Here is a 24,629-nt window from a genome sequence, read left to right as displayed (position 1 = left end):
ATCCGGGACCGACCACCCTCCCCGGGGTGGTCGGTCCTGTTATTTGCGACGCTCGAGAATCGCCATGAGTCGCATCCCGGAAGCCTTCGTCGAGGAAGTCGTCTCGCGCTCGGATATCGTCGAGGTGATCGGCGCGCGCGTGCCGCTGAAGAAAAAGGGCAAGGAGTTCGCCGCCTGCTGCCCGTTCCACCAGGAAAAGACGCCGTCGTTCTACGTCACCCCGGACAAGCAGTTCTATCACTGCTTCGGCTGCGGGGCGCACGGCAACGTGGTGGGCTTTTTGATGGAATTCGATCATCTCGACTTCCCCAGCGCCATCGAGCACCTGGCCGGCCGGCTGGGGCTGGAAATCCCGCGCGAGAAGGGCGACCAGGAAAAGCTCGACCGGATCGGCCGGCTGCGCCAGGTCACCGCGATGGCCAGCGACTGGTTCCGGGGCAACCTCAAGCAGTCGAGCGAGGCGATCGACTTTCTCAAGCAGCGCGGCCTGACCGGCGAGACCGCCGCCCGCTTCGCGCTGGGTTTCGCCCCGGCCGGCAATCACCTCGAGGCGGCGATGGGCAGCCGGGCGAAGCCCGAGGAGCTGGTCGCCACCGGCCTGCTGATCCAGCGGGACAACGGCGACCGCTACGACCGCTTCCGCGGCCGGGTGATCTTCCCCATCCGCGATCCGCGCGGCCACGTGATCGGCTTTGGTGGCCGGGTGATCGGGCCGGGGGAACCCAAGTACCTCAACTCGCCGGAAACCGAACTGTTCCACAAGGGCTATGGCGTCTACGGCCTGTACGAATCGCGCCAGGTCGACCAGCGGCCCGACCAGCTGATCGTGGTCGAGGGTTACATGGACGTGATCCTGCTGGCACAGAACGGGGTCGCTCACGCGGTCGCCACGCTGGGGACCGCCACCACCGCCGAGCAGCTCGACCTGCTCTATCGGCAGACCGAGCGGATCGTGTTCTGCTTCGATGGCGATGCGGCCGGCCGGCGCGCGGCGGTCAAGGCGCTCTCGGTCGCCCTGCCCCTGATGCAGGACGGGCGCGATCTGCGCTTTGCCTTCCTGCCCGAGGGCGAAGACCCCGACAGCTTCGTGCGCGCGCATGGCCAGACGGGCTTCAATCGCTTCGTCGAGCAGGAGGCGATGGGATTCGATCGCTTTCTCACCCTGCACCTCGACGAGGCCGCCCCCGGCGATGACACCGCCGCCAGGGCGCGCAAGAACAAGCAGGCCCATCAGCTGATCGAGCGCATGCCCCCGGGCAGCCTCAAGCGTCTCACCGCACGCCAGGTCGACCGCCACCACGGCCTGTTCGGCCGCCCGTTCCGGGAAGAGCAACAGGCCACGGGACCGACTGCCGCCAAGCGTCCACCGCCGGCTCGCTCGGAGGAGCATGCCATCCTGCGTCTGGCACTGACCCACCCCCGCCTGACCGACCGCCTGCGCCCCGCCGAGGTCTGGCACGGAGGCCAGCCGCCGGTCGTGATCCAGCGCCTGCTTGACGACAGCCTGACCGCGGAAGATCGCCAGATCGCCGAGGCGCAGAATCTCGTCGGCATTGAAAACGCGGAAATCGCCGCCAATATGCTGGGGGACATCCTCGCGAAGCGGCGTCAACGCGAGGCACTCGCGGAGAAGAAGCGGCAGCAACGCGCCAATCTGGCCGGCAGCCCTCCCCCGCGCGACTGACCGCAACATGGACGAAACGTCCCCGGGGCGGTATAATTTCGTGTTCCCCAACGGGAACGCCCGAACCATCAGCTAGCCCGATTGGCCGGCTCTTCGGGCCACCCCGCGCGAGGCCCAAACGTCTCCTCGCGCCGCCAGAATCCACTGACGCGGCCCGCTCGGCACCCGGGCGCGCCGCGCTCGGCGCCTGCACTCCCGCGGCGCGATTTTCAGACGTTTTCACCGAATTGCCGGAGCAGGTTCCACGCCGATGCAGCAAGACCAACAAACCAGCATCAAGCAGTTGATCGCCCTGGGCAACGAGCAGGGTTACCTGACGTACGCCGAGATCAACGACCATCTGCCCGAATCCCTGGTCGATGCCGAACAGATCGAAGTGATCATCAGCATGATCCAGGACATGGGCATCCAGGTTTCCGAGGCCCCGCCGGACAAGGATGATCTGGGCCTGTCGGACGAGCAGCGCGTCTCCAACGACGACGAGGCGACCGAAGAGGCCGTCGCCGTCCTCGCCTCGCAGGTGGACGCCGAGTTCGGCCGCACCACCGACCCGGTGCGCATGTACATGCGCGAGATGGGCACGGTCGACCTGCTCAACCGCGAAGGCGAGATCGAGATCGCCAAGCGCATCGAGGAAGGCCTGCGCGAGGTCACCATCGCGATGGCGGCCTTCCCGCGGACGCTGGACACCCTGCTCGCCCAGTACGCCCGCGTCGAGGCCGAGGAGATCAAGCTCGCCGACGTGGTGGTGGGCTTCCATGTGCTCACCGACGAAATCCCGACACCGGGCGGCAACAAGAACGACGACTCGGACGACGACGAAGAGGAAAAGGACACCGGCATCGACGTCGAGGCCGTGCGCACGGTGATCATGGACCTCAAGGACCTGCACGAGCAGCGCCACGCGGTCGCCACCAAGAGCCGCAAGGCCAAGACCGATGCGGCCAAGATCAAGGCGCTGACCGACCAGATCGCCGATCAGCTGATCACGCTGAAGCTCAACCCCAACTTCAACGAGAAGCTGGTCAAGCAGGTGCGCGACGCCATCGCCCGCGTCCGTCTGCTGGAAAAGCAGATCATGCAGCAGGCGGTCGAAAAGGGCGGCATCAAGCGCGAGACCTTTATCCACGCCTTCCGCGGCCACGAGACCAGCAACGACTGGATCGCCGAGGTCACCAAGGGCAAGCCGACGGCCAAGTTCGCCGCGGTCCAGCCGGAAATCGAGCGCCTGGCCAAGCGCCTGGCGACGGTCGAGCGCGACAGCCAGCTCCCCGTGAGCGGCATCCGCGAGGTCAACCGCCAGGTGACCCTCGGCGAGGCCAAGGCGCGCCGGGCGAAGAAGGAAATGATCGAGGCCAACCTGCGTCTCGTGATCTCGATCGCCAAGAAGTACACCAACCGCGGCCTGCAGTTCCTCGACCTGATCCAGGAAGGCAACATCGGCCTGATGAAGGCGGTCGACAAGTTCGAATACCGTCGCGGCTACAAGTTCTCGACCTACGCCACCTGGTGGATCCGCCAGGCGATCACCCGCTCGATCGCCGACCAGGCGCGCACCATCCGCATCCCGGTGCACATGATCGAGACGATCAACAAGTTGAACCGCATCAGCCGGCAGATGCTCCAGGAGATGGGCCGCGAGGCCACCCCCGAGGAGCTGGCCGAGCGGATGGACCTGCCGGAGGATAAGGTCCGCCGGGTGATGAAGATCTCCAAGGAGCCGATCTCCATGGAGACGCCGATCGGCGAGGACGACGATTCCAGCCTGGGCGACTTCATCGAGGACCAGGGCGCCGTCTCGCCGCTGGACTCGGCCACCAACGCCTCGCTCTCCGAGATCGTGCGGGAAATCCTCTCGACGCTGACCCCGCGCGAGGCCAAGGTACTGATGATGCGCTTCGGCATCGGCATGAACACCGACCACACCCTCGAGGAAGTCGGCAAGCAGTTCGACGTCACCCGTGAGCGCATCCGCCAGATCGAGGCCAAGGCCCTGCGCAAGCTGCGCCACCCGTCCCGGTCGGAAAAGCTGCGCAGCTTCATCGACGCGAAGTTGGAATAATCCCCTTCCAGGCCGGCTTATTGCCGGCCTTCGTGGTTTCCACCACGGCCGCACGGGCCCATAGCTCAGTTGGTTAGAGCAGTCGACTCATAATCGATTGGTCGCAGGTTCGAGCCCTGCTGGGCCCACCATTCAAACAATCGACCAGACACGAAGGTCGCCCGGCATGCCCGGCGCGGCCTTTTTCTCGTTTGGGCCGAGCGTTCGTGCAGCAAGGACACCACCCGCACCGTGACCCGGTGGGACGATGCCCCGGCATCAAGCCGCCTTCATGTTTTGTCGATCGTATTATTAGCTAGCAAACTCACTTGATCCCTGATAGGCAATCCTTTGTCGCGGCGCCGTGGCATGGGGTCTACACTGCGCCTGTCATGCGCGGGCAGCCGGGAACCGCCCGCCGGTTCCCGCCCGACGCCTGACCATGACAAGAATCGACAACGACAAGAACCACCCCATCCAAGGAGATAGAGCGCCATGCTTATCGCAAGCCTGATCATCGTGGTGATCGCGCTGGTGTTCGCCACCGCGAAACTGCGCATGCACCCGTTCCTGGCCCTGTTGCTGGCCGCCTTCGCCATGGCCCTTGCCGGCGGCATCGCGCCGAAAGAGGCCATCGGCATCATCAACGATGGCTTCGGCGGCACGCTGGGTTACATCGGTATCGTCATTGCCCTGGGCACGATCATCGGGGTGATCCTCGAACGGACCGGCGCGGCGGTCGTGATGGCCGAGGCGATCATTCGCCTGCTGTCCGATCGCTTCCCCAACTTTACCGTCTCGTTGATCGGCTACATCGTCTCCATCCCGGTGTTCTGCGATTCGGGTTACGTGATCCTCAACTCGCTGAAGAACGCCATGGCGAAGAAGACCGGCATCTCCGTCGTCGCCATGAGTGTCGCGCTGGCCACCGGCCTGTTCGCCACCCACAACTTCGTGCCACCGACGCCGGGCCCGATCGCCGCGGCCGCCAACCTCGGCATTGCCGATTCGCTCGGCCTGGTAATCCTGGTGGGCCTGCTGGTTGCCGCGGTGACGGCCATCGTCGGCGCACTGTGGGCCAGCCGCTACTCCGACCCGGCCAACGAGAAGGACATGCTCGAGCCCGATCCGATCAGTGAGGCGGTCGGCGAGGAGATCGAGGAGCCGGAGCCGGACATGACCCACCGGCCGTCGGCGCTGGCCTCGTTCATGCCGATCATCGCGCCGATCGCGCTGATCTGCCTGGGCTCGATCGCCAGCCTCGCCACGCGCGATGCCGAACCGGGCTTTATCGCGGACTTCTTCATCTTCTTCGGCCAGCCGGTCGTGGCGCTGGCTGTCGGTGTGCTGTTCGCACTCGGCCTGATCAAGGGTGACGAGAAGAAGGACCGCTTCCACCAGATGACCGTCGACGGCATCCTGCTGGCCGCCCCGATCATCCTGATCACCGGTGCCGGCGGCGCCTTCGGCAACGTGCTGCGTTCCACCCCGCTGGGCGACCAGCTGGGCGCGATGCTCACCGGTCTCGGCCTGGGCCTGTTCGTGCCGTTCATCATCGCCGCGGCGCTCAAGTCCGCGCAGGGTTCCTCGACCGTGGCGCTGGTCACCGCCTCGACGCTGGTCGCCCCGCTGCTGCCGGACCTGGGGCTGGATTCGGACATGGGCAAGGTGCTGGCCGTGATGGCCGTCGGTGCCGGTGCGATGACCGTCTCGCACGCCAACGACAGCTTCTTCTGGGTGGTCTCGCAGTTCAGTCGCATGAAGGTGGCCACGGCCTACAAGACCTTCACCACGGCCACCCTGCTGCAAGGCATCAGCGCCATGATCACGATCTATCTGCTGGGGCTGATCCTTGTCTGACGACCTGCACGTTGTCCTCTGCCCGGACAGCTTCAAGGGCAGCTTGGACGCCGACGCCGTGGCCGCGGCCATGGCGCGCGGCGTTCACGCGGCCCGCCCGACGGCACAGATCCGCGCCCTGCCCATGGCCGATGGCGGCGAGGGCACCGCGGACCTAGTCGCGCACACGCTGGGCTGGGAGTGGCATCTGTCCGACGTCCACGGGCCCACGGGCACGCACCTGACCGCCGGCTGGGGCTTCGATGCCACCAACCGTCGGGCCGTGATCGACGTGGCCTCGGCTTGTGGGCTCGACCTGGTGCCCACGGACCGCCGCGACCCGTGGCGGCTCGGGACACGGGGGGTGGGTGAGTTGATGCGCTCGGCGATGGATGCCGGCGCCAATCACCTGCTCATCGGCCTGGGCGGCAGCGGCACGGTCGACGGCGGTGCGGGCATGCTCGCCGCGCTGGGCGTGCGCTTTCTCGATGCCGATGGCCAGTTGCTGGACAGCCATCCATCCGCCTTGCGCCAGCTGGCCCGAGTCGACTTCGCCTCGATCGATCCGCGACTGGCGGATGTCGAGATCACCGTGCTCAACGATGTCGACAACCCGCTGACCGGCCCGCACGGGGCCAGCCCCGTATTCGGTCCGCAGAAGGGGCTGGCCGAGTCGGACATCGAGGCCATGGACCGGCACCTCGAGCACCTGGCGGAAAAGATCGAGGCGGCCGGTCACCTGCAACGCCCGGTGGATACCCCGGGCGCCGGCGCCGCCGGCGGATTGGGGTTTGCGCTGGATTGCGTGCTGGGCGGCACGGCCCGGATGGGCGCGGCCTACATCGCCGAGCTGATCGGACTGGACGCGGCCATCGCCGAGTCGGATCTGGTGATCACCGGCGAAGGCCAGATCGACGGGCAGACCTCGCGCGGCAAGGTGGTCGCCGAGGTGGTCGCACGGGCCGGTCGCCTGACCGTGCCGGTCATGGCCATCGCCGGCAGCATTGCCTGCAGCGACGAGGAACTGACCGCGTTCGGCCTGGCCGACGCCCGGGCCCTGTGCGATGGCTCGACCACGCTGGAACAGGCCATGGCCGAACCGGCTTACTGGATCACCGCCCGCACGCAGGCGTTGATGCAGGATTACCTCGCGCGGACCGGCTGAACGGCGTAATCGCCGGCCAGAGGGCCACCCTGAACGACAAATCCCCCGGCACGCCCGGGGGATTTTTTTGTTACCTGACGGGGATGAATCACGTCGGTTCGACCGTTCAACTCACCACAAACCCACCCGACTGCCGTGGGTCGGGCTTCAGCCCGACAGCCCACCCGGGCGGCGTACCGCTACTGATCGTCAAATCCGGCCAGGGTGAGCTTGCCGATCACGCGCCCACCCTCCAGCGCCCGGTGGGCGGCACGCAGGTTATCGACGTTGATCCGCCCGAGCACCTGGTGGCGGGTCGTCTTGAGCCTTCCTGCCTCGAGCATGGCGGCGACCGTGTCGAGGATCTCGCCCTGACGCCCCTTGTCCGCCGTGTCGAAGCGCGGCCGGGTGAACATGTATTCCCAGAAAAAGCCCACGCTCTTGTCGCGCAACTCCTGGAACGGCAAAGGCGTCTTGTTGCCGACGATGCTGGCCAGCCGTCCCTGCGGGGCGACCAGTTGTGCCATCGCGGGGTAGTGGCGATCGAGATCGTTGAAACACGCAATCGCCGGGATCGAGTCGAGTTGATGCTCGGCCAGTTGCGCGGGCAAATCACCGAAATGGTCGACCACCACGTCGGCACCCAGCTCCCGACACCACTGCTGCGATTCCCGCCGCGAGGCGGTCGCGATCACCTTGAGCCCGGCCGCACGGGCCAGCTGGATCGCCATCGAGCCCACGCCACCAGCACCGTTGATCAGCAGCACCGGGGTGCCGGCATCGGCACCGTCCGGGTCCAGGCCCAGCCGGTCGAACAACGTCTCCCAGGCGGTCAATGCCGTCAGCGGCAGGGCCGCGGCATCGGCGGGATCGATACCGCGCGGCGCATGCCCAACGATCGCCTCGTCGACCAGCTGGAACTCGGCATTGCTGCCGTGCCGGCCGATGTCGCCGGCGTAGAACACCACGTCGCCGGGCTGAAAACGCGTGACCGCCGAACCGACCGCATCGACCACCCCGAGGGCATCGAAGCCCAGCACCTTTGGGGCGGGATCGGCGCGGTTGTCGGGATGATCCGGGTCGGCGTGGCGCGGGGCGCGCACCTTGGTATCCACCGGGTTGACCGAGACGGCCTCGACCGCCACGCGCAGGTCCGTGGGCCCCGGCTCGGGCACCGGCAATTCGTATTCCCCGAATGCCTGCGGGTGGTCGATGGGCAGATGACGTTCGAATCCAATCGCTTTCATACGCACCTCGAAAAACCTGTTGCGCCACCCGATTGCGGCGTCGCGTGCTCACTCGATCCTCGCCTATCTGCTTGATATGTCTCGTCGCTCGCTCCGCGGCTCCTTGCACTCGGGCGGCTCACGACGGTTTTTCGAAGTGCTCTCATGAAAGTCTCTCCTTCCTGTCGATCAGTCACCGCGCACCGGCATCTCGAACACGGCCACCGGCGCCTCGATCTCGACGATCCGCCAGTCGAAGGCGGCGGCCAGCCATCCGAAAGTCCGGGCGCGGAAGAAGATCACGTGGGTGGGATCGCGCCAGTAGTGCCAGTCTGCGAATGACGCGGCATCCGGGGCGAACCCCGTCTGGATCACCAGCCGGCCGCCCGGGCGCAGCAGTCGCCCCATCTGCCGAAACACCGACCGTGGCCGATGCAGATGCTCGACCGTTTCGGTGCAACTGACCACGTCATAGGCCGATGCGCGCAGCAACGCCTCGTCCGGGGCAAACAGCGGATCGTAGCCCAGCATCGACGCCCCTGCTTCCCGGCCCAGCGCGAGGAGGGCCGAGTCCGGGCCGCAGCCAAAATCCAGCGCCGTCACGCCAGGCCCCAGTAGCGGCCTCAACCGCTCGATGGCCGGCGCCAGGAAGCGCCGGTAATTCGGGTCATCGGCCCGGTTCTCGTGCAGTTGGTAATACGCGCGCTCGCCGGCCGGGGCAGGCCAGTCGGCCGGATCACGCACCACCAGCCCACAAGTGCGGCATTCCAGGAATGCCAGCGGTCGACGCGAGGCCTTTCTGCCCATCGCCACGGTCACGAAACGGGACAGGCCGCTCTCGCAGAGCGGACAGACCGCGCGCATGTCAGGCGGCGAACGTGGTGCTCAACAGGTAGGCCGTGTACGCGACGAACGCCACCAGCAACACGCCGCCCTCGATCCGGGTGATGCGCCCCGGCCCGCGAAAGCCGTAGGCAAAGACGAACAGCGCCAGGGTGAGCGCGCCCATCACCAGCATGTCGCGGGTGAACACCTCCGGCTCGGCGACCATCGGGTGAATCACGCCGGCGAGACCCACCACGCCCAGGGTGTTGAACAGGTTCGAGCCGATCACGTTGCCCAGCGCCATGTCGTGCTCGTTCTTGCGAATCGCGGCAATCGACGAGGCCAGCTCGGGCAGTGAGGTGCCGATGGCCACCACCGTCAGGCCAATGACGAGATCCGAGACGCCGAAGAATTGCGCGATATCCACCGCGCCCCACACCAACAGGCGCGAGCTGGCGACCAGCAGGAGCAGACCGATCACGACCCAGGTCAGGGCCTTCTTCATCGGCATCGGGTGGGCGACCAGCTCCTGCTCGACCTCGCCACCCAGCGCATCGACCTGGCCGCGGCGCCCCTGGTAGATGTTCCACCCCAGCAGGGCGACCAGCAGCACCAGCAGGACGACGCCCTCGATGCGAGTCACCTCGCCGTCATAGACCTGCAAGGCCGCGACGGCCGTGACCGCCAGCAGGATCGGCATCTCGCGCCGGATGACCTGCGAGTGGACCGCGATCGGCGCGATCACCGCCGTCAGGCCGAGGATCAGGGCAATATTGGCGATGTTCGAGCCATAGGCGTTCCCCAGGGCAATCCCCGGACTGCCGTCCAATGAGGCCATCACCGACACCACCAACTCCGGCGCCGAGGTGCCGAAGCCCATGATCACCATGCCGATCAGCAGCGGCGACATGCCCAGGTGCTTGGCGGTGGCCGCCGCCCCATCGACAAACCGATCCGCGCTCCAGACCAACAGCACCAGCCCCGCCAGAACGGCCAACACAGGCATCAACATCATCAACTCCTCGTTCGGAACATCTCGGTGATCGTTTCGGGCGCCACTTTACTGCAGAACATCGACAAAGGGAGATCGCGCCCACCGCACAACCCTGGTTGCGAATCATTACGGTTTGCATCCGCCTTATTGATTCTCTATTCTGCCCGACCAGTCCCGCTACCGAGCCCCCATGTCCGCCACCAGCTCCACTCCTCGCGCCCCTCGATCGCATCGCCGCCTTTGGTGGGCCGGCGTTACGACGAGCGTCGTCCTGCATGCGGCCATCGTGTTGGCCCTGCTGGCCTGGACACGCCCCGACGCGAGCTTGGGCGCCGCGAATCGCGGCGGCGGACAATCGGTCGAGGCGCAATGGGTGGACCTGAGCAAGACCGATCTCGGCTCGCCCCCCACGCCGACAGACGAGGCGCCGGAACCAACAACGACCGAGCCGGCACCCCCCAATCACGTCCCCATGCCGGAACCCGAACCGGAACCACAGCCAGAATCACAGCCAGAATCACAGCCCAAGCCACAGCCCGAACCCGAACCCGAACCCGAACCCGAACCCGAACCCGAACCCGAATCCGAGCCGGAGCCGGAGCCGGAGCCAAAGCCTGAACCGGAACCGGAACCAAAGCCTAAACCGGAGCCAGAGCCTGAACCGGAGCCCGAACCGCAGCCCGAGCCGACGATGGACAAGCCGACTCAGAGCGATCGCGAAACCGCGCCCGAGCGTTCCGAGCAAACGGACGACCGACAGGAATCCTCGGTCAGGCAGACGGCACCGAGCGACACGGCCGCCAACTCCGGCCCCGACGTCGACACCGAGACGACCGACCCCGGTTTCTCGGCCGGCTACCTGGACAACCCACCCCCGGTCTACCCCCGGGCGGCCCAACGACTGCGCCAGGAAGGCGAAGTCCGCCTGCTGGTCGTGGTGGATGCCGATGGCAGGCCGATCGACTGGTCGGTCGAGCGCTCGAGCGGCCACGAACGACTCGACCGCGCCGCCATGGAGGCCGTGGCCAAGTGGCGATTCGAGCCGGCGACCCGCGGCGGGAACGCCGTCCAAGGCGAGGTGATCGTCCCGCTGCGGTTCAAGCTGCGCTGAACCACCCCGACGGGGCCATCACCACAGACGCGATTGCGAACGGTTTTCATTTGCCTTTTTCTTGACTATCATGGCCGCCTCATTCGGCAGCCACTCCCACGAGGACTCGCACAATGGACATCCTTCTGGTTTTCGATCACGGCGACGCCGTCCTGGTAGGAGTCTTCGTCACCCTGCTGATCATGTCGCTGGCGACCTGGGCGGTCGCCGCCACCAAGCTGTTCGCCCTGATCCAGCGACGTCGCGCGACACGTCACAGCATGCAGGTCATCGCGCACAGCCATCGCGCCGCCGAACTCGAGGCACGCCTGGCCGACCGCGACGACCCGACCGCCGCCCTCGCCCAGGCCGGCTTGCAGGCCGTGCGCGACTATCGCGGCCCGCTCGAGGGCGATGCCCAGGCCCGCCAACGACTCGACGAGGCCCTGATCCGCGGCATCCGCCAGGCGCTCGACCGCCAGGAAACCCGGCTGCAGGCGGGCCAATTACTGTTCGCCACCGTCGGCTCGCTCGCCCCGTTCGTGGGGCTGTTCGGCACCGTCTGGGGTATCTACGGCGCGCTGATCGACCTGTCCTCGGCGCAAAGCGTCTCGATGGGCTTGGTCGCGGGCCCGCTGGGCGAGGCGCTGGTTGCCACCGCCGCGGGCCTGGCCGCCGCGATCCCGGCCGTGCTGTTCTTCAACCTGTTCAATCGCAGCCATCGGCTGTACCGCCAGACACTGGATGCCGCCGCCCACGACGTCCATTCGCTACTGATGCACGACGACCAGCTGGCCGAGTGGGCACGCAGAAGCGGCAAGGCGGCCAGCCGGCACGCGGCCGCCCCGTCCACCGCCCGGGCGGCGGAGGTCTGAGCCATGGCCTTCGGTCGACTTGACGATCACGATGAACCGATGGCGGAGATGAACGTCATCCCGCTGGTCGACGTGATGCTGGTGCTGCTGGTGGTATTCATCGTCGCCGCGCCGGTGATCACCCACTCGGTCACCCTGGATCTCCCCAAGGCGAGCAGCGAGCGGCAGGCGGAGGACCCCGAGTCGGTCACCCTGTCGCTCGACGACCAGGGCCAGCTGTATCTCGACGACAAGCCGGTCTCGGAGCAGCGCCTGGAAAGCGTGCTCGTCCAGGCCCGCCGCGACAACGACGAACTGGTCGTCTACCTGCGCGCCGACCAATCCGTGCCCTACCGGCTGGTCGCCCGCGCCATGGCCACGGTCAAGACCGCCGGCATCGAACGCCTCGGCTTTGTCTCGGAACCGGAAACGCCATGAACGACATTAACCGACCAGCCAAGCCACCAGCGCCCCCGTCAGCTGCCGACCGGCAGCCCCCGGACGGCGAGCGCTGCATCGACAGCCAGCACCTGATGTCCCCCGACGGACAATGCTGGATCTGCCACGACGGCCAGCGCTACCAGTTGCGGATAACCGCCGCCAACAAACTGATTCTTACCAAGTAACTGCAAGCCAGCCAGACCCAGCCCCCGCGCAGAGCGGAGTGCAAGATCAAGCCAGCCAGCACTGCCAATCGGCCGGTCCCACCGGCATAAAACGACACGACAGGAGAGCTGACATGACCTTCCGACCCGCCCGACGCGGGGCACTGGCTGCCGCCATCGCCACCGCACTGAGCGCCCCGGCCACTTTGGCATTCGCCCAGGACAGCACCCAGGCCGTACCGGTCACCGCCAGCCCGGTGCTCGACCGCATCTCGATCGTCGGCGGGGCCGATGCCATCCGCGACGTCGCCGGCTCGGCACACGTGCTCGATCACGACAAACTGGAAACCATTCCCGGCAACGATTCGATGAAGGTGCTGCGCCAGGTGCCCGGCGTCTACGTCACCGAGGAGGAAGGCCACGGCCTGTTTCCCAACATCTCCATCCGCGGCGCGAACCAGGATCGCAACAGCCGCATCACGGTGATGGAGGATGGCGTGATGATCGCCCCGGCCCCCTACGCCGCGCCGGCCGCCTACTACTTCCCCAACATCGCGCGCATGCACTCGGTCGAGGTGCGCAAGGGCTCATCGTCGATCGAGTACGGCCCCTACACCGTTGGCGGCGCACTGAACATGACCTCCACGCCCATCCCGGGCGAGGCACAGGGGCGCGTGCGCGTTTCCGCCGGCGAACGCGATGCTCGTCGCCTGCACGCCTGGTACGGCAACAGCGAGGAGACCTTTGGCTACCTGCTCGAGACCTACCAGGACAATGCCGATGGCTTCCGTGACCTGGATACCCCCCAGCGCGGCACGGAAAACCCCGGCTACGAGATCCAGAACTACCTGGGCAAGTTCCGCCTCAACACCCCGGCCAGCGCCGAGCGCTACCAGGAACTGGAACTCAAGCTCGCCCGCGATGAAAAGACCATCGACGAGACCTATCTGGGCCTGACCCGCGAGGATTACGAGGCCACGCCCTATCGCCGCTACGCCGGCTCGGCGATCGACCAGATGAACACCGAGCACACCCAGTACCAGCTGCGTCACTTCATCGAGGTCACCCCGGATCTCGACGTCACCACGACGCTCTACCGCAACGAGTTCCACCGCAACTGGTACAAGCTCAATGATGTCGACGGGACGGGGATCTCCACCATCCTCGCCAAACCGGATGCCAACAGTGACGAGATGAGCTGGATCACCGGTGCCAATGACGGTGACCTGCGCGGCCACATCAAGGCCAACAACCGCGAGTACGTCTCGCAGGGCATCGAGTCGCGCGCCAACTGGCGGATTGCCACTGGCGACATCGACCATCACCTGAAATTCGGCCTGCGCTACCACGAGGACGAGATCGACCGCTTCCAGTGGCAGGACGAGTACGACATGGTCGACGGCTCGCTGGTACTCACCGATCGTGGCGAGCTCGGCGGCGCCGGCAACCGCGTCACCGAGGCCAAGACCATCGCCGCCTTCGTCCAGGACCGCATGGACTTCGGCAGACTGGCCGTCACCCCGGGCCTGCGCTACGAGTCGATCGACATCGACCGCACCCGCTACGCCGATGCCGATCGGAGCACCGTCTCGCGTGATGACGAATCGGCCGACTACGACGTCCTGATCCCGGGGCTGGGCGCGACCTTCGACGTCAACCAGAACTGGCAACTGCTCGCCGGCGTCTACAAGGGCTTCGCGCCCACCGGCGTGGGCGAGGCCGACGAGGAAGAGGCGATCAACTGGGAGGCCGGCGTGCGTTACCAGGACGGCGCGTTCCAGTCCGAGGTGATCGGCTTCCTCAACGACTACGAGAACCTGGTCGGGGTGTGCACCGCCTCCACCGGCGGCGGCTGCACCATCGGCGACAGCTTCGACGGTGGCGAGGTACAGGTTCGCGGTCTCGAGGCACTCGCCGTGTACGACCTGGGCGCGGCACGCGACTGGGCCGTCAAGGTCCCGCTGCGCGTGGCCTACACCTGGACCGACACCGAGTTCCAGAACAGCTTTGACTCCGACTACGGCGCCTGGGGCGACGTGCAGAAGGGCGACGAATTGCCCAACACCCCCGAGCACCAGCTCTCCGTGTCAGCGGGCGTGGAAGGCGAGCGCTTCGGCGTGCATGCCACCGCCAACTACGTCGGCGAGACCCGCGCCGTGGCCGGCAGCGGTTCCATCCCGGCTAGCGAGAAGGTCGATGCGCGCACCATCTTCGACCTGTCGGCAAACTACCGGCTGACCAGGAACGCCAAGCTGTTCGCCACGGTGGAAAACCTCACCGACGAAACCTACGTCGCCGCGATCCGTCCGGCCGGTTTCCGGGTCGGCAAGCCGCGGACCGTGATGGTCGGGGCACAGTTCGACTTCTGATCGAACGGCACGACCGACTCGAGACCACCCCCCCGGCAAGGGTGACCTTGCCGGGGGTTCCTTTTTTGGAAGGAGCGTCGCGTTATGGGGCGGGCTTCTGTCCAACATCGGCTCCGCCCAACTATCCGGAATTCTCAAAACGAGGCGGAGGGTTTCGCACGCCTGTTACGCGAAGAAGCAGATAACCACCGCCGTGTCCGGCGCGCGAGCCCCTTTTCTTGCTTGTCCAAGAAAAGAGGCGAAAAGAAGGACACCCCACGGCTTGGCCCTTCGGGCCTTCGAGGCCGGACGTTTGTCCGACCTCGAAGCCTCACGGCCGGCGAATGTCTCGGGGCCGGCTCGACGCGACATCGTGTCGCGCTGAGCCTCGGAGCGACGTCCATGTCGCTCCGACCCCGGCCACCCGCCGGCCGTGAGGCAAGCCGTCATGGGGCGAAAACCTTCGCTTACCGTCGTGCCGGCTGCCGAGCGTTCATGCCACCGGAAACCGAAGGCATGTACACCGCTGAAGTCCGTGAATTACGTGGATCGAAGGGGGCGCCCCCTTACGCCTTGCCTCGCGAGCGGGGAATCGCAGGGTCGGGCCGGCATGGGTGAATCGGGACCGGCGTGCCAGTGGCACGCCGCATGCCCGATGAAGGCGGAGCCTTGGCGTAGCTGGACCGGCAAGCCCGAGGTTCGCCGCGACAGGAGGTCGCGTCGAACCGACCGGTCCGCGATGCCCCGTTTGCGAGGCTGATCGCGCAGCGATCAGGCCCGCACAAGGCGTCGGGGTGTCCTTCTTTTCGTCGGTTTTCTTGGACAAGCAAGAAAACCGACTCGCGCGCCTACCAATGCGGTTTGGCACTCAGCACTTGCGTTGAGGGCGTGCGAAATCATAGAAGCGTCTTAAAGGGTTCTGACCCCTTTGTCAGTCCCGTGCTCGGGCCGAGCCACGAACACGGCCACAGCGGACGGGTTTTTGTCTCCCTTCGCCCCGTTCACTCATCGACCATGCGAAGTGGCAGGGGATCGCTGGTATCCAGGTGCACATCACGTTGCGGGAAGGCAATCACGATCCCGTCTTCGGCAAACAGCTCATCAATACGGAATCGGATGGTCGATTGGAGTCGACGAAGGTCCGTGGCCACCTGAACCCGCGTCCAGAAGAACACGGTAAAAACCAGGCTGTTGTCGCCGAAGTCCTCGAACAGCACCTCGGGATTCGCCAGGCTGTCGTCAATGGCCCTTTGCTCCATCGCGGCCTGCAACATCAGCTGTTCCACCCGGCGGGTGGGTGAGCCGTAGGCCACGCCTACCGTTACCCCACCACGCACCTCGTTGGACACCAGTGTCCAGTTGGTGACACGTTGCTCGAGAAAGTAACTGTTCGGCACCAGCACATGCACCCCGTCGAAACGCCGGATGCGCACGCAACGATTCCCGATATCCTCGACGCGCCCCCTGTCGGTCTCCAGCTCGACGACATCGCCAATCTTGATGGGGTGTTCGACCAGCAGAATGATGCCCGAGATCAGGTTGTTGAGCAGATTCTGGGCACCAAAACCCACACCGATGGCGAGCGCACCACCCAGAATGGCAAACACCGTGATCGGAATGCCGGCGATCGGGAGGGCCATGAGGACGATGGTCAGATAGCCCACGTAGGCGACCATCTTGCGGATCACGTGCGCCCGCTGGGCCGATACGCGCGAATCCTTGTCGATGCGACGCGATAGCGTGCGCCCCACGTAACGCACCAGCAAAAAGCCCAGCACGATGACGAGAAGCGCTATCACCAACTGGCTCAGGTGGATGGTCGTTTCGCCCGCCTGGTACAGAGGGGCCTGCCAGAGGGCCAACACCCCTGCTCCGAAACCTTCCTGCATGACTCGCTCCCCATCAATCAGCGCGTAAATCAGCGCGGCTTGCGCACGCCGTGGTGCTCATCCCCTGTGGGCGCGGCGATCCCGAAACCACACGAGGCCCTTCAAGCTTAGACCGCACGACAACTCGCCCAGCGAGCAATTGCGGGTCACAAAGCGATAGAAAAGGGTCTTCTTACCCTGACACGACAGACGAAAAAGCGCCCCGGCAACATCTGCCGGGGCGTTTAATGGCTCGTGCAACCGTTCCGCGACGGGAAGCGAACAACGGACGAACGCCCGCCACGGCGCTCGTTCGACGGGCGCTGCGGCGGCCATGTGACGACGATGAGCGCCGGTTCGGGCTGACCTGGGGGCGTCGCCGCCCGTTCGGCCTCCGCCGCTCGGATACCTGGACCATCATGGAAGACCGTCGGCTGCCACCGCGGAGGCCACTCGCTCGGCCCGCCGCTGCAACTCGCCGACGTTTTCCAACCCGTCGATAAACCGCTGCGGGATTCCGCTGAGACCCACCTGCGCCCCCGTCAGCGCCCCGGTCAGCATCGCCCGGGCCATGTTCTGGCCACCGCCATTGACCGCGTGCAATACCGCCGCCTCGAAATCGTCGGCAAATTTTGCCGAGAGGTAGTAGGCCGCCGGCAGCTGGTGATAAATGGCGCAGGGCATGCCGTACACCAGGGAGACTTTCCAGGGCGGCTCGATGCGCACCCCGGGATCGGCAGCCGCCGCGGCGATGAATGACGGGGTCAGCAAGGCATCGGGCGAGGCAAAACGACCGGCCCGGGGCGGGTCCGGCTGCCCCGGCTGGGGAGGCTGCAAGTCATCGCTGGTGACGGCATGAAACGGCAAATCGCCACGTTTCACCAAGGCCATCAGCCGAGCGGAGATTTCCGCATCCAGGCGTTGCCCCTGAACCAGCTGGGCCAGCAGCGCACCGTGCGCCACGGTCATGGAGACCACCGTTTCGTCCACCTGAGTGAGCGTGGTGTTGCCGGCAATGGCTGCAGCCAGTTTCTTGGGCTGGAATGCATAGCGCACGGCAATGGCAAGCGTGCGTTCAATGGCTTCGGTGGTGTCGGCGTGGCCGCCGACTTCACCCCAGGGCAAGCCGTACTCGACCCGTTTTCGCCAGGCATCACGGATGGACTGGCTGGTGTAACCGCCGGGACCGGCGGCCGGGGTGCCATCGAGCATTGGGAAGAGGTCATCATCCAGCCGCCGACAGAAATCGGCTTCGTCGTAACCATTCGCCGCGACCAGCGAACGCAGCATCAAGTCGAGGATAACCCCCGCCTGGGAGAGCTGGCCTGCCTTGAGGCCCTCGTGGTAGCGACCGGGCTTGGGGGCGGTATAACCGTCGATCCATTCGCCGTAGTCCCGACGCAACTCGTCGAGGTTGTAGTACCAGTGCGGACCCAACCCCAGGGCATCGCCGACGAAGGCCCCCATGATCGCGCCGGCGGCACGGTCTTTTATATCTTCGCGATTGGTCATGGAGCCTCCGACGGTGATTCGTTAAAGACGTCTGCGGCTATCGCTTACAAGCGTAGTCGCCACTCGAGTGGGCATCCATCACCGGGTGAGATTTGTTTCGCACGCCTGTTGCGCAGGGTGGACAACAACTACCGCCGTGCCCGGCGTGCGAGCCCCTTTTCTTGCTTGTCCAAGAAAAGAGGCGAAAAGAAGGACACCCCACGGCTTGGCCCTTCGGGCCTTCGAGGCCGGACGGCGTCCGACCTCGAAGCCTCACGACCGACGGCTGGCCAGGGAATCTCTGCACGAATCGATGGCGCCTCTGGCTTGCGGGTTTGTTCGCAATCGAGGCACCGGGCCGAAGGCGGGCTCATTGCCCGTCGAGGGCCGGAAACGACGAGTGCGGGCAAACCCGCGAGCCCCGCACGGGCGGGCCGCCAACTGCCCATCTGCGGCGTTGCGGCGCTTGCGAATGCGACGGCCATTCACTGCGCACCGCGCCTTGCATCTGGACCCTTGGCGGTCCCGCAGAGGCACTATCCATTCACGCAGAGATTCCCTAGGGCCGGCTCGACGCGACGTCGTGTCGCTCCGACCCCGGCCACCCGCCGGCCGTGAGGCAAGCCCTAGGGGGCAAAGGCCCTCGTTAACCGCCATGCCAGCTGCGAGGGTTCATTCCACCGGACCCCAAGGCATGTACGCCGCTGAAGTCCATGAAATATGTGGATCGAAGGGGGAGTCCCCCCTTACGCCTTGCCTCGCGGACGGGAAATCGCAGGGTCGGGCTTGCATGGACGCAAGCCCGAGGTTCGCCGCGACAGGACGTCGCGGCGAACCGACCCGTCCGCGATTCCCCGTTCGCGAGGCTGATCGCACCAGCGATCAGGCCCGCAGGGCCAAGGCGTCGGGGTGTCCTTCTTTTCGTCGATTTTCTTGGACAAGCAAGAAAACCGACTCGCGCGCCAAGCACTGCCGCCAATCAGTGCCCGCTTGTGCAACTGCGCGTGAAACCCCTCCATCGCGTTCAACACGCGGCAATACTTCCCTCGTTAGAGCGCCAATTTTGCTTCTCAAAACGCCCTTCTAACGCCATCAAACCGCTAACCAATGAAGTGGTCAAGCGATCTTGGACAGTTCGTTGAGTGATTTCTCGGTTTCCGCCGGCGTTTGACCGTCCAGGTATTGATGCGGGCGGACCGAATCGTAGTAGCCCATCAAGTAGGCGCCGGCATCTCGTCTCGCCTCGGCGATCGAGCCATAGCCTCGGTGGGGCATCCACTCGCTCTTGAAGCTGCGGAAAAGTCGCTCCATCGGCGCGTTGTCCCAGCAGTTGCCCCGCCGGCTCATGCTCGGTTCCATGCCAAAACGGGACAGGGCCGCGGCATAAGAAGCCGCGGCGTACTGCACACCCTGGTCGGAGTGGAACAGGATGTGGCGGGGTCGCCCCCGTTGCTGCCAGGCATGCGACAAGGCGCTCTCGGCCAACCGGGCATCCGGCGAGTCCGAGACGGCCCAGCCGACGACCCGACGGGCAAACAGGTCCATGACCACCGCTAGGTAACACCATCGGCCCTCGACCCAGAGGTAGGTGATGTCACCACACCAGACCTGGTTGGGCTGTTCGACGGCGAACGCTCGGCCCAGCCGGTTCGGCACGTCGGGTTTTTCTTGCCGGGCGTGCTTGTACGGGGCCCGGCGTGGCTGTCGGCTGACGAGGTTGGCCTCCCGCATGAGCCGGCGGACCTTGAATCGGCCGATCGCTATGCCGTCGGCCGCGAAACGACCCCGCAGCGTGCGGCTGCCGGCTGACCCCCGGCTTTCGTGAAAGTACCGCCTTGCCTGGGCTCGAAGCTCAAGCCGGTCGACGTCCACTTCACGGCCCTTCCGCTCGCGGTAGTGGTAGTAACTGGATCGGGGAACACCCAGCGTCCGACAGACAAAGGCTACGTTGGCAGGCTCTCCCAGTCGGTCGATCACCGCGAATGTCGCGTCTCGTCCTCGACGAAGAGAGCCGTCGCCTTTTTTAGGATGGCTTTCTCCTGCTCCAGGCGTTTGACCTTGGCTTCCAGCTCGGCGATGCGGCGGTGCTCCTCGGTCAACGGGGCATGGCCCGCCGGGACGGTACCCTCCCGCTCGGCACGGGCCTGCTTAACCCACCGACGTAGTGCAGTATCGCCGATGTTCAGCGAAGCGCATGCCTCGGGCACCGTGTAGCCCTGATCCAGCACCAGGCTGGTCGCCTCGAGCTTGAACGCGGCTGAAAAATGTCGTCGTCCCATCCTGATACACCTCGTGGTCACGGTGGCAAAATTACCACCTATCCGGGTGTCCAAGATCAGTGAACCACTTCACAACGACGCTTATACTTGCAATATCATAAGGTTGGCTTGGTCCGACCCCGTTGGCCCACCTTTGAAGCCGAGAGTTTTGGCGTTGCATCAATGACAATCACGTTCTCGGCGTTTTCCTGCTGAATAGCCTTGAGCACCCGGTAGACCTTGGCGATTTCAACTTTCGTGTAACAAAGAACAACCTTGATATCAGAAATCGACTTCGATGCTTTCTTGTAAATTTCCGTCTGATTTTGCAAGTTCTTCTTAAGGGAACTAGAGCCACCAAGCTTAAATTCGACTATCGTTGAATCCCGACCCCCAAACGAGACCTTGTAGTCAGCGGGGCCTCTACCATTGTTAACTTCGGCGTTTACGTCGTATGGCGAAGCAAACCAGGTCAGACGAAAAATTCGTTGAACCGTTTCCTCTGATGAGATTGGCTTGCCACCCTTGTAGAAAATTTTGTAGCCGTCGTTGTCCTCAATCACCTGCTTAAGGAAGTGCGCCCGCTTCAGAGCTTCACCATAGCTATTGGGCTCGATATTGTAGAAATCGCTGTTCGAAAACAAGTGCTTACAGAAGTCTGTGAGCGTGGCGAGTAGCTCAACTCGTAATTTCTCAACTTTCTCAGCAGAAAGTACAGATGCCTTGTCCTTTTCCGATTCTTTTTTCGCAATGTAGTAGTCGAGGATTTCAGGGTATTTGTGAACCGTTGCATCAATTGCCCGTTCAATATCTTCCTTTTTAGGGTTGGTCGGAAGGCGTTTTTGGAAGTAGAGGTTGATAGCATCTCGGAGCGCCGCGTTGCCCAGGGAGTTTGCAACTTTCCTGAACTGACTCGTAAAATCGCTGTGACAGATGAAGGCCTCATCTTTTGTCAGTATATCCACGGGTGTTAGCAGTATGAAATCCTCGTCCCGATCTCCCTTGTAGAAGTATGGAAGCTCGAACGACTTTGGAGTCCAAACCATGAGGTCTTGATCGAAGCTACAGCGCACCGTGAAAGTTTTGCGTTGTTGTTGAGAAAGATGCTGTTGTGCAAATTTTTGAGAGTAGCTCAGCAGAAATTCCAGCATGAGATTAGTTGTGAAATCGCTTATGAAATCGCGACCAATTCCTGACCCAACTAGTGTCAACTTTTCTATGTGAGAAGCGTTGGTGACTGTCTCGGCCCCAAAATTGCGATAGAAGCCATTAAATGCGCCTACTAGGTTGCGAGCGAACTTGGGGCCTAGACCCTTACCGTTGTTGCCCCACTTACACATTCCAAGCCAGTTCTGTGGGACTTCTGGGAACTTAAAAAGTGAAGGCCCAATTGAAGGGTTATTCGAGGCAAGTTCGCGGAGAAAAATCAGATGTCCGACTATTTTGTCGTGCAGTGCCTGATACTCGGGATTCTCAGATGAGAACAACAGAAACGGATCAACAAAAAGTGGAAGGTCTGCTTCCACGCATATGTTGAGCGCCCCATACCGATCCACCACCTTCTGGTCGATTTCGAAGTACTCGTTAAACAGAAGCTGAGGATTCATGAAAACGTCTCCATGATGGCTAACGCCGCCATAAACGGCGCGAACTTGTGAGCGTCCGGCGACCAAAGGGAGCGTATTTTATGGCTTTGTTATGCATTTTTACGCGCCAACTCCCTTATAAATTCAACGCCTTTTCTTGTAATTCCATTATCGAAGTATCCATTTTTTTCTAAATCTTCAATGTATTGATGTGGCATCTCATTTAACAACTGATCGACTTTCTTCTTAACACCAAGTGAGCTGAGATGAAGAACTCGTTCAAGTCCGATTCCTTCAATAATACGTTGATATGTATATCTCTCTAACGCTGAATCAAATTCATCTGCCAGCTCCCTCTTCTTCATTCGCTCCATAAATAGCCGCTTATTCATTCTATTTAATTCTTTCTGAGATTCTTCTAGCTCTTTTTCTTTTTCGGCTAACTCAGCAAGAACCTTCTCTTTTTCGTCTTGCTCAAGCTGGGATCTTTCTAAAAGGTTACTAAGAATTGCGTTTCTCTCTTCAAGAACTTTTTCGATTTCTTGTTTCTCGCCTTCAATTTTCTGCTTTGTTTCCTTGGCCTCAGAATTGTAAGTAGGATCTCTTTGAAGCTGACTCCGCATTGCCGCATAACCTTCATCTAGATTCCTAAGCTTTTCACCAAAACCACTTTCTATCTTTACCAAAAGCTGAGCAATGTCCTTCGTAAAGTTGTATGTATTGTCGTAGAAAGTGTTGCTTGTTTCCGTAGCTTTAAAATAGAAAAGAGCCGCCAAGCCTACTGAAAATAGGGCTAGAAGAAGTGAAAGGAGGGTTGGAAAATCTACCGTTAGATTAATTGGAGTCAAATATACCTTGTATGAAAACACGCCAACAATTACGAGCATTGAAATTGCTTTAACCCATTCCCAGAGGGGTGAACCTTCTTTTTTTCCTGTTTTATCGGTCAAATTAATACTCCTTGTTTGATGCATAACTATAATTGGACGGCCGAAACGCCGCATAACATCCCGGCCTTGATCCTGGCACAGCGAGGGTTCCCTGAGGGATCAATGTCTTGCGACGAGTGCCTGGAAGTTGTGGAAGGGTGTTATGCGGCAGATCCGCCGCGTAACGCCTTATGCGGCGCATGCGCCGCATAAGGCATCTCCATATCGCGCAGGCATCCTTGCAAATCAGTGACGTGCAAGGAGAGCGTGCGGGCGACAGGGGTGCCCCATGGCAGGGGTTCTTGCGGGCATCCTGAACCGACTGCTCGCCGCAAGTGGGCCAGCCGATGTGGGATTCATGGCGCGTTTTCAAGGTGGCCTTCCGTGACATCGAGCGTCCTTCCCTCTGCAATCAGGGCCCGTGTGGGCGTGCAATGCCTGATGGCCAGCCTATCGAGTTGGGAAGCAGAGGGGAAGGCAGCGCAGGGAGAAAGGATGGTCATTATTCAGGCTGAGTAAAGAAACGCCCCGACAGTATGTGCCGGGGCGCGTGCCGGGTGATTCTTCGATCGCAGGGGGCGAGCGTTGATTTATTGGCGAACGCCCTCCACCGACAACGTCACCTCGGCTGTGGTCGCCGCCGGCCCCAGGTCGTAGTCGATACCGAAGTCCTTGAGCGTGAGCGTCGTGGTGCCGAGGAAACCGGCACGGTAGCCGCCCCAGGGGTCCTCGCCCTCGCCGATCTTCTCCGCCTCGATCTCGATCTCCTTGGTGACGCCGCGCATGGTGAGATCGCCGGTGATGACGAACCCGTCCTCGGTCGATTCGATGCCGGTGCTCTTGAAGGTGGCTTCGGGGTATTCCTTCACGTAGAAGAAGTCCTTCTCGCGCAGATGCTTGTCGCGCTCGGCGTGGTTCGAATCCAGGCTGGCCATGTCGATGGTGACGTCGACGCTGGCATCTTCAATCGCGCCGTCCTCGTACTCGAAGCTGCCCTCGAAATCGTTGAAACGGCCGTACAGCCAGGAGTAGCCAAGGTGCTGGATGCGCCATTCGATAAAGGCGTGCTGGCCCTCGGTGTCGATGACGTACTCGGCGGCCTGCGCGGTGGTCGGCAGGGCAACCGGGGTGGCGATGGCGGCGGCGAGTGCCGCGGTAGTCAGGGTGCGCTTGATCATGGGTGGTCTCCTTCCTATGGGGGTCAGTCGAATTCAGCGCCGGGACGCCCCGGGCCGGAGCATCCGGCGCAGGGTGTCATCCCGGTCGATCAGGTGGTGTTTGAAGGCCGCCAGCGTGTGCAGCGCGACCAGTCCCATCACCGTCCAGGCCAGCCAGCGGTGAACATCGCCGGCGATGTCTTCCTGTTCCGGCAGGTCGCTGATGGTGGCGGGTACCGAGAACAGCCCGAACACGTCGATCGCACTGCCGTCGGCGGTGGAGATCAGGTAGCCGGCGGTCATCAGGGCGAACAACAGCAGGTAGAACAGGCCATGCACCAGGCGGGCCAGCCGCCGCTCCCACGGTCGGCCGAGTGGGCGGGGGGACGGGTTGAGCCACCGCCAGAGCAGACGCGCGGTCAGCACCAGAAACAGCAGCACGCCGACGGCCTTGTGGATGGCCGGGGCCTGGCGGTACCACGGGTCGTAGTAGGTCAGCTCGACCATCCACCAGCCCAGGGCAAACAGCCCCACCACGGCAACGGCCACCAGCCAGTGAAAGCCGATGGCCGTCCAGCCGTATCCCGATTGCGTGTTACGCCACTGCATGCCTGCTCCCTGTTCCGATCATTGGCGATTGCCGTCCGATCACGGCGAGAGCATGGTCGTTGCGCGGTGGTTTTTAAATCA

The 24,629-nt window shown here is 63.4% G+C and carries 19 protein-coding genes and 1 tRNA gene; 10 read left to right on the top strand and 10 right to left on the bottom strand.

The genetic code is table 11. The features are described from left to right. Positions 1-64 precede the first annotated feature (64 nt). From dnaG to SR882_RS02830, 5 genes are all read left to right on the top strand, one after another. A complete protein-coding gene (gene dnaG, locus SR882_RS02850; protein ID WP_322521843.1) occupies positions 65-1,684 on the top strand; it encodes a DNA primase in 1,620 nt (539 codons plus the stop codon). Positions 1,685-1,934: 250 nt separating this feature from the next. After that, positions 1,935-3,746, top strand: coding sequence for an RNA polymerase sigma factor RpoD (gene rpoD / locus SR882_RS02845; RefSeq protein ID WP_322521842.1), 1,812 nt, complete (start codon positions 1,935-1,937; stop codon positions 3,744-3,746). Between the two features lie 54 nt (positions 3,747-3,800). Next, a tRNA-Ile gene (locus SR882_RS02840) sits at positions 3,801-3,877 on the top strand. 343 nt (positions 3,878-4,220) lie between these two features. Further along, complete coding sequence (locus SR882_RS02835; protein ID WP_322521841.1) at positions 4,221-5,585, top strand: GntP family permease; 1,365 nt, start codon at positions 4,221-4,223, stop codon at positions 5,583-5,585. A 4-nt stretch (positions 5,586-5,589) separates the two neighbouring features. Then, positions 5,590-6,729, top strand: a complete 1,140-nt coding sequence (locus tag SR882_RS02830) for a glycerate kinase (protein WP_407653362.1) — start codon at positions 5,590-5,592, stop codon at positions 6,727-6,729. Between the two features lie 179 nt (positions 6,730-6,908). Here SR882_RS02830 and SR882_RS02825 read toward each other — a convergent pair whose 3' ends face one another. The 3 genes from SR882_RS02825 to SR882_RS02815 form a co-directional block, all read right to left on the bottom strand. Further along, a complete protein-coding gene (locus SR882_RS02825; protein ID WP_322521839.1) occupies positions 6,909-7,955 on the bottom strand; it encodes a zinc-binding alcohol dehydrogenase family protein in 1,047 nt (348 codons plus the stop codon). Between the two features lie 168 nt (positions 7,956-8,123). Continuing rightward, positions 8,124-8,798, bottom strand: coding sequence for a class I SAM-dependent methyltransferase (locus SR882_RS02820; protein ID WP_322521838.1), 675 nt, complete (start codon positions 8,796-8,798; stop codon positions 8,124-8,126). 1 nt (position 8,799) lies between these two features. Then, a complete protein-coding gene (locus SR882_RS02815; RefSeq protein WP_322521837.1) occupies positions 8,800-9,774 on the bottom strand; it encodes a calcium/sodium antiporter in 975 nt (324 codons plus the stop codon). A 670-nt stretch (positions 9,775-10,444) separates the two neighbouring features. On the opposite strand from SR882_RS02815, the gene SR882_RS02810 reads away from it, so the two are divergent. The 5 genes from SR882_RS02810 to SR882_RS02790 all read left to right on the top strand — a co-directional run bounded on the left by SR882_RS02810 (position 10,445) and on the right by SR882_RS02790 (position 14,671). Further along, on the top strand, positions 10,445-10,864 hold the full coding sequence (locus tag SR882_RS02810; RefSeq protein WP_322521836.1) for an energy transducer TonB: 420 nt from the start codon (positions 10,445-10,447) through the stop codon (positions 10,862-10,864). Positions 10,865-10,977: 113 nt separating this feature from the next. Beyond that, on the top strand, positions 10,978-11,718 hold the full coding sequence (locus SR882_RS02805) for a MotA/TolQ/ExbB proton channel family protein (protein ID WP_322521835.1): 741 nt from the start codon (positions 10,978-10,980) through the stop codon (positions 11,716-11,718). A 3-nt stretch (positions 11,719-11,721) separates the two neighbouring features. Further along, the gene (locus SR882_RS02800) at positions 11,722-12,135 is read left to right on the top strand and encodes an ExbD/TolR family protein (protein WP_322521834.1); all 414 of its coding nucleotides are present in this window, start codon (positions 11,722-11,724) and stop codon (positions 12,133-12,135) included. Next, entirely contained in the window at positions 12,132-12,323 is a 192-nt protein-coding gene (gene hemP / locus SR882_RS02795) for a hemin uptake protein HemP (RefSeq protein WP_322521833.1), read from the top strand. Before SR882_RS02800 ends, hemP begins: the two co-directional genes overlap by 4 nt. A gap of 113 nt (positions 12,324-12,436) precedes the next feature. Further along, positions 12,437-14,671 carry a TonB-dependent receptor family protein gene (locus SR882_RS02790; protein ID WP_322521832.1) on the top strand — a complete coding sequence of 745 codons (2,235 nt, stop codon included), beginning with the start codon at positions 12,437-12,439 and terminating at the stop codon, positions 14,669-14,671. A 980-nt stretch (positions 14,672-15,651) separates the two neighbouring features. Here the strand turns inward: SR882_RS02790 and SR882_RS02785 are convergent. The 7 genes from SR882_RS02785 to SR882_RS02755 all read right to left on the bottom strand — a co-directional run bounded on the left by SR882_RS02785 (position 15,652) and on the right by SR882_RS02755 (position 24,548). Further along, on the bottom strand, positions 15,652-16,539 hold the full coding sequence (locus SR882_RS02785) for a mechanosensitive ion channel family protein (RefSeq protein WP_322521831.1): 888 nt from the start codon (positions 16,537-16,539) through the stop codon (positions 15,652-15,654). 396 nt (positions 16,540-16,935) lie between these two features. Then, positions 16,936-18,030, bottom strand: a complete 1,095-nt coding sequence (locus SR882_RS02780) for an ADP-ribosylglycohydrolase family protein (RefSeq protein WP_322521830.1) — start codon at positions 18,028-18,030, stop codon at positions 16,936-16,938. 1,095 nt (positions 18,031-19,125) lie between these two features. Beyond that, a protein-coding gene (locus tag SR882_RS02775) for an IS3 family transposase (RefSeq protein ID WP_407653337.1) occupies positions 19,126-20,288 on the bottom strand; the annotation gives its coding sequence in 2 pieces (ribosomal slippage) (positions 19,126-20,024 and positions 20,024-20,288; 1,164 coding nt in all). Between the two features lie 95 nt (positions 20,289-20,383). Further along, the gene (locus tag SR882_RS02770) at positions 20,384-21,874 is read right to left on the bottom strand and encodes a hypothetical protein (RefSeq protein WP_322521829.1); all 1,491 of its coding nucleotides are present in this window, start codon (positions 21,872-21,874) and stop codon (positions 20,384-20,386) included. Between the two features lie 89 nt (positions 21,875-21,963). Then, on the bottom strand, positions 21,964-22,803 hold the full coding sequence (locus SR882_RS02765; RefSeq protein WP_322521828.1) for a hypothetical protein: 840 nt from the start codon (positions 22,801-22,803) through the stop codon (positions 21,964-21,966). A 569-nt stretch (positions 22,804-23,372) separates the two neighbouring features. Continuing rightward, on the bottom strand, positions 23,373-23,960 hold the full coding sequence (locus tag SR882_RS02760) for a YceI family protein (protein ID WP_322521827.1): 588 nt from the start codon (positions 23,958-23,960) through the stop codon (positions 23,373-23,375). A 33-nt stretch (positions 23,961-23,993) separates the two neighbouring features. Further along, a complete protein-coding gene (locus tag SR882_RS02755) occupies positions 23,994-24,548 on the bottom strand; it encodes a cytochrome b (protein WP_322521826.1) in 555 nt (184 codons plus the stop codon). Between the last annotated feature and the right edge of the window lie 81 nt (positions 24,549-24,629).

It is taken from the genome of Guyparkeria halophila, from assembly GCF_034479635.1.
Taxonomy (GTDB): Bacteria; Pseudomonadota; Gammaproteobacteria; order Halothiobacillales; family Halothiobacillaceae; genus Guyparkeria; species Guyparkeria halophila.
The sequence above is the reverse complement of the archived record's forward strand: the minus strand, read 5'-3'. Positions and strand labels throughout refer to the sequence as shown.

Bases quoted from the DNA above. Each gene is read 5' to 3' on its own strand.
- hemP (WP_322521833.1), top strand. From the start codon at position 12,132: ATGAACGACATTAACCGACCAGCCAAGCCACCAGCGCCCCCGTCAGCT.
- SR882_RS02760 (WP_322521827.1), bottom strand. From the start codon at position 23,960: ATGATCAAGCGCACCCTGACTACCGCGGCACTCGCCGCCGCCATCGCC.
- SR882_RS02825 (WP_322521839.1), bottom strand. From the start codon at position 7,955: ATGAAAGCGATTGGATTCGAACGTCATCTGCCCATCGACCACCCGCAG.
- rpoD (WP_322521842.1), top strand. From the start codon at position 1,935: ATGCAGCAAGACCAACAAACCAGCATCAAGCAGTTGATCGCCCTGGGC.
- SR882_RS02755 (WP_322521826.1), bottom strand. From the start codon at position 24,548: ATGCAGTGGCGTAACACGCAATCGGGATACGGCTGGACGGCCATCGGC.
- SR882_RS02800 (WP_322521834.1), top strand. From the start codon at position 11,722: ATGGCCTTCGGTCGACTTGACGATCACGATGAACCGATGGCGGAGATG.
- SR882_RS02815 (WP_322521837.1), bottom strand. From the start codon at position 9,774: ATGATGTTGATGCCTGTGTTGGCCGTTCTGGCGGGGCTGGTGCTGTTG.
- SR882_RS02785 (WP_322521831.1), bottom strand. From the start codon at position 16,539: ATGCAGGAAGGTTTCGGAGCAGGGGTGTTGGCCCTCTGGCAGGCCCCT.
- SR882_RS02770 (WP_322521829.1), bottom strand. From the start codon at position 21,874: ATGAATCCTCAGCTTCTGTTTAACGAGTACTTCGAAATCGACCAGAAG.
- SR882_RS02810 (WP_322521836.1), top strand. From the start codon at position 10,445: ATGGACAAGCCGACTCAGAGCGATCGCGAAACCGCGCCCGAGCGTTCC.
- SR882_RS02780 (WP_322521830.1), bottom strand. From the start codon at position 18,030: ATGACCAATCGCGAAGATATAAAAGACCGTGCCGCCGGCGCGATCATG.
- SR882_RS02820 (WP_322521838.1), bottom strand. From the start codon at position 8,798: ATGCGCGCGGTCTGTCCGCTCTGCGAGAGCGGCCTGTCCCGTTTCGTG.
- SR882_RS02805 (WP_322521835.1), top strand. From the start codon at position 10,978: ATGGACATCCTTCTGGTTTTCGATCACGGCGACGCCGTCCTGGTAGGA.
- dnaG (WP_322521843.1), top strand. From the start codon at position 65: ATGAGTCGCATCCCGGAAGCCTTCGTCGAGGAAGTCGTCTCGCGCTCG.
- SR882_RS02790 (WP_322521832.1), top strand. From the start codon at position 12,437: ATGACCTTCCGACCCGCCCGACGCGGGGCACTGGCTGCCGCCATCGCC.
- SR882_RS02835 (WP_322521841.1), top strand. From the start codon at position 4,221: ATGCTTATCGCAAGCCTGATCATCGTGGTGATCGCGCTGGTGTTCGCC.